Source organism: Clavibacter lycopersici, from assembly GCF_003576405.1.
In the GTDB taxonomy this organism is placed as follows: domain Bacteria; phylum Actinomycetota; class Actinomycetes; order Actinomycetales; family Microbacteriaceae; genus Clavibacter; species Clavibacter lycopersici.
Map to the genome: position 1 here is coordinate 1 of NZ_QWGT01000153.1, position 6865 is coordinate 6865.

Annotated in this window: 7 protein-coding genes and 1 pseudogene; 6 read left to right on the forward strand and 2 right to left on the reverse strand. The window is 72.5% G+C overall.

The window, feature by feature from the left end; translation table 11 throughout:
- Positions 1-245 (reverse strand): annotated as a pseudogene (locus DZG00_RS10550) (hypothetical protein); the annotation flags it as partial.
- Positions 246-267: 22 nt separating this feature from the next.
- Positions 268-798 carry a YbhB/YbcL family Raf kinase inhibitor-like protein gene (locus tag DZG00_RS10555; RefSeq protein WP_119383271.1) on the reverse strand — a complete coding sequence of 177 codons (531 nt, stop codon included), beginning with the start codon at positions 796-798 and terminating at the stop codon, positions 268-270.
- A gap of 410 nt (positions 799-1208) precedes the next feature.
- Between DZG00_RS10555 and DZG00_RS10560 the strand changes: the two genes are divergently transcribed.
- From DZG00_RS10560 to dapB, 6 genes are all read left to right on the forward strand, one after another.
- Positions 1209-2354 (forward strand): aldo/keto reductase, encoded by a 1146-nt coding sequence (locus DZG00_RS10560; protein ID WP_119455603.1) that lies wholly within the window; start codon positions 1209-1211, stop codon positions 2352-2354.
- Positions 2355-2555: 201 nt separating this feature from the next.
- The gene (locus DZG00_RS10565; protein ID WP_233549197.1) at positions 2556-3065 is read left to right on the forward strand and encodes a hypothetical protein; all 510 of its coding nucleotides are present in this window, start codon (positions 2556-2558) and stop codon (positions 3063-3065) included.
- A complete protein-coding gene (locus DZG00_RS10570) occupies positions 3056-3973 on the forward strand; it encodes a hypothetical protein (RefSeq protein ID WP_233550119.1) in 918 nt (305 codons plus the stop codon). The genes DZG00_RS10565 and DZG00_RS10570 overlap by 10 nt, the downstream gene beginning before the upstream one ends.
- A 63-nt stretch (positions 3974-4036) precedes the next feature.
- Positions 4037-5392 carry a M16 family metallopeptidase gene (locus DZG00_RS10575; RefSeq protein ID WP_119382925.1) on the forward strand — a complete coding sequence of 452 codons (1356 nt, stop codon included), beginning with the start codon at positions 4037-4039 and terminating at the stop codon, positions 5390-5392.
- 8 nt (positions 5393-5400) lie between these two features.
- Entirely contained in the window at positions 5401-6003 is a 603-nt protein-coding gene (locus tag DZG00_RS10580; protein WP_119382926.1) for a histidine phosphatase family protein, read from the forward strand.
- 57 nt (positions 6004-6060) lie between these two features.
- Positions 6061-6865 (forward strand): 4-hydroxy-tetrahydrodipicolinate reductase (gene dapB, locus DZG00_RS10585; RefSeq protein WP_119455605.1); only part of this gene is annotated, 805 nt, incomplete at its 3' end.

The following is a 6865-nucleotide window of genomic DNA, read 5'->3' on the forward strand; positions in this document are numbered from 1 at the left end:
ACGTCCGTCGGCGTGGGCGACGGCGCGGGCTCGGTGGTGGCGTCGGGCGTCGTCGCCGGCACGCTCGTCTCGGGGGCCGGCGTGACCGGCTGCGACCCGCCCTGCGAGAGGGCGACCGCCGCGATGACGACCGCGATCACGACGGCCACGGCCACCAGGACGAGGATCAGCGCGAGCCGGGCGCGGCGGGGGCGGGCGACATCGCCCGTCCCCGCCGCCGGTCGGTCGACCTCGTCCTCGGCCATGGCGTCCTCCTCGTCTCCGCGCTCAGCCCTCGACGGTGATCGCGGTGCCCACGAGCTGGGCGCGCCCGATCACGTGGGGCAGCATCAGGAAGCCGAGGACCGCGGGGGTCGCACCCTCGGGGATCTCCAGCGACTCGACGTCGAGCGCGGTGACTATGAAGAAGTAGCGGTGCGTGCCGTGGCCCGCGGGCGGCGTCGCCCCGGCGAACCGCGTCTCGCGTGCCTCGTTGTGCATGGTCACGGCGCCCTCCGGGAGGAGGCCCGCATCCGGGTCGCCCGCTCCGGCTGGCAGCGCCGTGGTGGAGGCGGGGATCCCGCGCACCGCCCAGTGCCAGAAGCCGCTCCCGGTCGGGGCATCGGGGTCGTACGCGGTGAGCACGTAGCTGCGGGTCGCGGCGGGCGCGCCCGTCCACGTGAGGGCGGGGGAGCGGTCCTCGCCGCCCTGCGCGGCACCGCGCGCCGACTGGGGCAGCGGTGCCCCGTCGGCGAAGTCGGGGCTGGTGAGGTGGAAGGGGGCGGCATCCGGCAGGCGGTGCAGCGGGTCGTTGGGCACGGGGGTTCCTCTCGGTGGTGCTGACCTCCCCAGCCTCGCACGGCGGGCCGGGATGCGGCCGGGAAGCATCCCCGACGCGCATCCGGGCCGCCTCCTGGCGCGTCTGTCCGACCCGGATACCGCGGCCGGGGCCCCCGAAGAGGGGCTGGGTCCCGACGCGGGTGCATCGATAGCGTGATCGATGCGGGCCGGTCCACGTGATCGCCCGCCTCCGGGGGACGCATCGGGGGATGCTGACCGCCGAGGGGTGCCGGGGTCGGGGGATCCACGGCACCCCTTCCGGCGGCGCCGCGGGCGCGGCCGACCCTCCTCGGAGGCCCCGTGCCCGGCCGATGTCCCGGTGGCGAACGTCGGCGCGCCCAGTCCCTTGGTACGCAAACCTTTCGCCTGCTGAACGGTATCCTCGAGCTGTGACGTCCTCTCCTCCCACCCCCTCGGACGTCGCCACCGCTCCGCTGCTGCGCCGCCGTCGCGGCGCCGCGCTCGTCGCACGTCGTGCGCGCCCGACCGACCCGACGCCGGATGCGGGCGCGATCGTCGACGCCACCGTCCAGGCCGCCGGCGCGCTCGTGCTCGAGGCATCGGCCTCCGCCGCCGAGCCCGGCCTGCGCACCGGCGGGAGCATCCCGCACCCCGCCCGCCGCCGCGCGATCGGCGACACCGACCTCCGCGTCTTCCCCCTCGCTCTCGGCGGCAACGTCTTCGGCTGGACGGCCGGCCCCGAGGACACCTCGGCGATCCTCGACGCCTACCAGGAGGCGGGCGGCAACTTCATCGACACCGCCGACTCCTACGCGAGCGGCCGCAGCGAGCACATGATCGGCTCGTGGATGCGCGAGCGTCGCAACCGCGACTCCATGGTCGTCGCGACCAAGATCGGCAAGAGCGAGGACTTCCCCGGCCTCGGCGGATCCCGCATCGAGCGCGCCGTCGACGCGAGCCTGTCGCGGCTCGGCACCGACCACATCGACCTCCTCTACTTCCACTGGGACGACCTCGACGTGCCGCTCGAGGAGAGCCTCGCCGCCGCCGGCCGCCTCATCGCGTCGGGCAAGGTGCGCCACCTCGCCGCGTCGAACTACGCCGCCGAGCGGCTGCTGCACGCGCGGATCATGGGCGGCCTGTACGACGCCCCGCGGTTCGTCGCGCTGCAGACGCACTACAACCTCGTCAACCGCGCGCCCTACGAGTCGGCGTACCTCGACGTGGTCCGCGGGCAGCAGCTCGCGGTGATGCCGTACTTCGCGCTCGCGAACGGGTTCCTCACGGGCAAGTACCGGACGCGCGACTCGGTGCGCGAGGGCGCACGCGGGGCCCGCGCGGCCACGTACCTCACCCGGCGAGGGCTCCGCGTGCTCGCCGCCCTCGACGAGATCGCCGACCACCACTCCACGAGCGTCGCGACGATCGCGCTGGCGTGGCTCCTCGCGAAGCCGGGCATCGTCGCCCCGGTCGCGAGCGCGAGCCGGCCCGAGCAGGTCCACGACCTGGTGCAAGCGGCGCACGTGCAGCTCTCGCGGCACGACGTGACCCGGCTCGACCGCGCGTCCGAGTAGTCGTCCCCAGGGCTCCGTGCCCGTGATCGCTCCCCGCGATGTGGAGGGTCGCGGTGGCTGCCGCGTCCCTGCGGCTACCTTGCGGGGACCCGCGATGCCCGGCGCTCCTGCGCCCGCCTGTCCGCGCGGGATCCGTACGGCCCGGGGGAGACGACCTTGCACGAGCGACCGCGCATCCCGCTGCGACGACGAGGGGGAGCGGTGGCGCTGTCGGTGGCCGTCCTCCTCTCCTGCCAGGTGCTCGCGGGATGCGCCTCATCGTCCACCCCTGTACCCGCGCCAGCCCTTTCCCTGACCCAGGAGCAGCAGGACGAACAGGCATTCCACGATGTATTCACCAGGTTCGTCGACCTCGACGCAAATTCCCTCACGGATCAGGACCTCGCGGCATTGCTCACGGGGAGTGCGCTGAAAAGCGAGGAAGCGGGGCTTCACAAGGCACGTCAGCAGGGGCAGCGGACCGACGGTCAGGAGCTGGTGTCGGGATTCGAGGTCACGGATCGTGGCATCGACCCGCAGGGAGCGCAGTACATGACCGCCCAGGTCTGCCTTGACATCAGTGGCACGAGGATCATCGACTCGAACGGTGCAGATGTGACGCCCGATCGTGCGGTCCGCCAGTCCCTGCAGGTGAAGGCTGTCAAATCCGACGATGCGCTCTGGCGTATCAGCGACATCGTGCGCAATGAGGACGTGCACGCATGCGGTTGAGTCTGCTCGCACCCGTGGTGGCTCTGATCCTCGCCTTGTCGCCTGCTCTCGTCGCCGAAGCAGAATCAGCGGACGATCCCTGCAGCGCCAAATTCGGCGGTGAAGGCATCTGCACGACAGGAGGCATTCAGGGCGGGGGAGTGGCCTTGCAAGCGGACTCCACCCGCGCCGGTGTGGCTTTCTCCTCCGGCGCAGCTGCTCATCCGCCGGCTGATCCCTTGCAACCCACACCGTCTACGGCGCCACACCTTGAGGCGCCCGTGCCGCGGGGGCGGATGGCAGCGGACGTGGACGTGCCGTGCACTCCGAGCGCGCGTCTGTCGGGTGGTGGTCTGTGTTCGGATGGGCAGCACGCGTTCTTGCCGCCGGCGAAGGCGCCCGCGAAGCCGTCGGACCCGGCGCCGGCCACGCCTGCCGCTCCGGGGGTGGACTTGCAGGACGTGGCGCAGTTCGTGCCGCGGGATGCGTCGATCCGGTCGCAGCCGAACGGGTGGGCGGTCGTGGGTGCTCCGGTGAACCTGTTCACGGACGCGCCCGTCCAGGTGGTGGACGGGGTGTTGTTGGGGCGTCCGGCGCAGGTGCGGTTCGTGCCGGTGTCGTTCTCGTGGGATCACGGCGACGGGACGTCGACCACGGTCGAGGGTCCGGGGGCGTCGTGGCGGGAGCTGGGGCAGCAGGACTTCACCGCGACGGACACGAGTCACGTGTACGCGAGCTTGGGCGACCGGCAGGTGATGCTGACGATCGCGTACTCGCCCAGCTATCGGTTCGACGGGGATGCGTGGCAGCAGATCCCGGGCACCCTCCCGGTGCAGATCGGGCCGGTGACGATCCACGTCCTGCAGGGCTCGACGGTCCTGGTCGGCGGGGCGTGCGGGACACGGAACGCCGGACCTGGATGTCCGTGACCTCCGCGTCCGCCGCCCGGAGCGCCCGGGATGTCGCGGGGCCCGTGGCGTAGGGTGACGCTGATGTCCCGCGCCGTAGAACTCCCCCTCGACCTCCCCGAGCTCACCGTGCAGTCGACGGGCGGCGCCCGCGTCCGGCGCTCCGTACTGCCGTCCGGCGTGCGCATCCTCAGCGAGGACGTGCCGGGCAGCCGCAGCGCCACGATCGGCATGTGGGTCGCGGTGGGCTCGCGCGACGAGCAGCCGGGCGATCTCGGGTCCACCCACTTCCTCGAGCACCTGCTCTTCAAGGGCACGCCGTCGCGCACGGCCCTCGACATCGCCGTGTCCTTCGACGCGGTCGGCGGCGAGCACAACGCCGTCACGGCGAAGGAGTACACCTGCTACTACGCCAAGGTGCAGGATCGCGACCTCGGCATGGCGGTCGACGTGCTGGCCGACATGGTCACCTCGAGCCTCATCGACGCCGACGAGTTCGAGACCGAGCGCGGGGTCATCCTCGAGGAGCTCGCCATGGCGGACGACGACCCCGGCGACGTCGTGAGCGAGCGCTTCTTCGAGGCCGTGCTCGGTGATCACCCGCTCGGCCGACCCATCGGCGGCAGCCCCGCGGACATCGAGGCCGCCGAGCGCGACGCCGTCGTCGCGCACTACCGCCGCAACTACCGCCCGCAGGACCTCGTCATCACGGCGGCCGGCTCCGTCGATCACGACGAGCTCGTCGCACGCGTCACCGCCGGCCTCGAGCGCGCGGGTTGGGACCTGTCCGTCGAGGCGGCGCCCGTCGCGCGTCGGACGGGCGACACCCCGGTCATCACCCGCGGCAGCGACCTGGTCATCGTCGACCGCCCCATCGAGCAGACGAACATCCTGCTCGGCGTGCCGGGACTCGCGGCGTCCGACGCCCGCCGGCCCGCCCTCGCCATGCTCAACTCGGTGCTCGGCGGCGGCATGTCGTCGCGCCTCTTCCAGGAGGTGCGCGAGAAGCGCGGCCTCGCGTACTCCGTCTACTCGTTCGGCGCCTCCTACTCGGACGCGGGCGTCTTCGGCCTCTACGCCGGATGCACGGCCGCCAAGACCGAGCAGGTGTCGCGCCTCATGGTCGCGGAGTACCAGAGGATCGCCGAGGAGCACGTGACCGAGGAGGAGCTGGCGCGCGCGTTCGGTCAGCTCTCCGGCCAGTCCGCCCTCGCGCTGGAGGACTCGGACACGCGCATGTCGCGGCTCGGCCGGTCCGAGATCACGACCGGCGAGTACGTCGACCTCGACGAGACGCTCTCCCGCCTCTCCCGCGTCACCGCCGAGGACGTCCGCGCCCTCGCGGCCGACCTGGTCTCCCGTCCGCTCTCGATCGCCGCAGTCGGCACCGTCGGCGCCGACGCGTTCGCCCCGCTGCTCGCGACCCCCTCGCTCCTCTAGGAGGAACCGTGTCCCACTACATCTACCTCGTGCGCCACGGCGAGCAGCAGGACGCCGAGCACGGCCTGCCGGACGGACCGCTGTCCGGTCGCGGCAAGCGCCAGGCCCACTGCATCGCCGACCGCCTGAGCGGCGTGCCGTTCACGTCCGTGCGCCACTCGCCGCTCGCGCGCGCGGAGGAGACCGCGACGATCATGGCGGAGCGCATGCCCGCGATGGAGCCGGAGCCGTCGTCCCTCCTGTTCGACTGCATCCCGTCGGGGCCCGTGCCGGACATGCCGCACGCGTTCGAGTCGTTCTTCGGCGGGATCACCGAGGAGGAGATCGACGCCGGCAGCGCGCAGATGGCCGACGCGGTGAGCGAGTTCCTGGCGCCCGCGCGCGACGACCGGCACGACCTCCTGATCACGCACAACTTCGTCATCGCCTGGTTCGTGCGGCACGTGTTCGACGCTCCCGAGTGGCGGTGGATGGGCATCAACCAGGCCAACTGCGGCCTCACCATCATCCGCGTGCGCTCGGCCAAGCCTCCTGTCCTCGTCGTGCACAACGACCTCGGCCACCTGCCCGTCGAGCTGCGCACCGGCCTCCCGGAGCAGCAGCCCTACTAGCGGCGCATCCGCCGGGCCGGCCAGCGTCGTCGCGGGCCGCGCCGGTACGCTGGACGGATGACAACCACGGTCGCCGTCGTCGGCGCAACGGGACGCATGGGCCAGCTCATCACGCAGATCGTCGAGGCGAGCGACGAGTTCGAGCTCGTCGCCAGCCTCGACTCCAAGGGCGAGCTGTCGGACATGCTCGGCGCCGACATCGCGGTCGACGTGACGCTCCCGGCGGTCAGCCAGGGCGTCGTCGAGTACGCGGTCGCGCACGGCATGAACGTCCTCGTGGGCACGAGCGGCTGGACGGGCGAGCGGATCACGGAGCTCGAGCGGCGGATCACCGGCAACCTCGCCGTGGGCGTCGTCATCATCCCGAACTTCTCCGTCGGCAGCGTCCTCGCGACCTCGTTCGCGCAGATGGCCGCCCGCTTCTACGACTCCATCGAGATCGTCGAGGCGCACGGCGCGTCGAAGATCGACTCGCCCTCGGGCACGGCGGTCCGCACGGCGGAGCTCATGTCGCAGGCGCGCGGCGCACGCGGACCGGTGCAGGCGCCGCACACCGACCAGCGGGCACGCGGCCAGCAGGTCGCGAGCATCCCGGTGCACAGCCTCCGCATGCTGGGCGTCGTGGCCAAGCAGGACGTCGTCTTCGGCGGCAACGGCGAGGTGCTCACCATCAGCCACGACACGCTCGCGCCGAGCGCCTACGAGGCGGGGATCCTGCTCGCCCTCCGTGCGACCCGGAGCGCCCGCGGCGTGGTCGTGGGCCTCGACCGCCTCATCGACCTCGACGGCTCGCGCGAGCGCGCGGCGCAGGCGGCGGCCGAGGGCGCGGCGTCGGGTCCCGTGGACGACGGCGGGCCGAGCG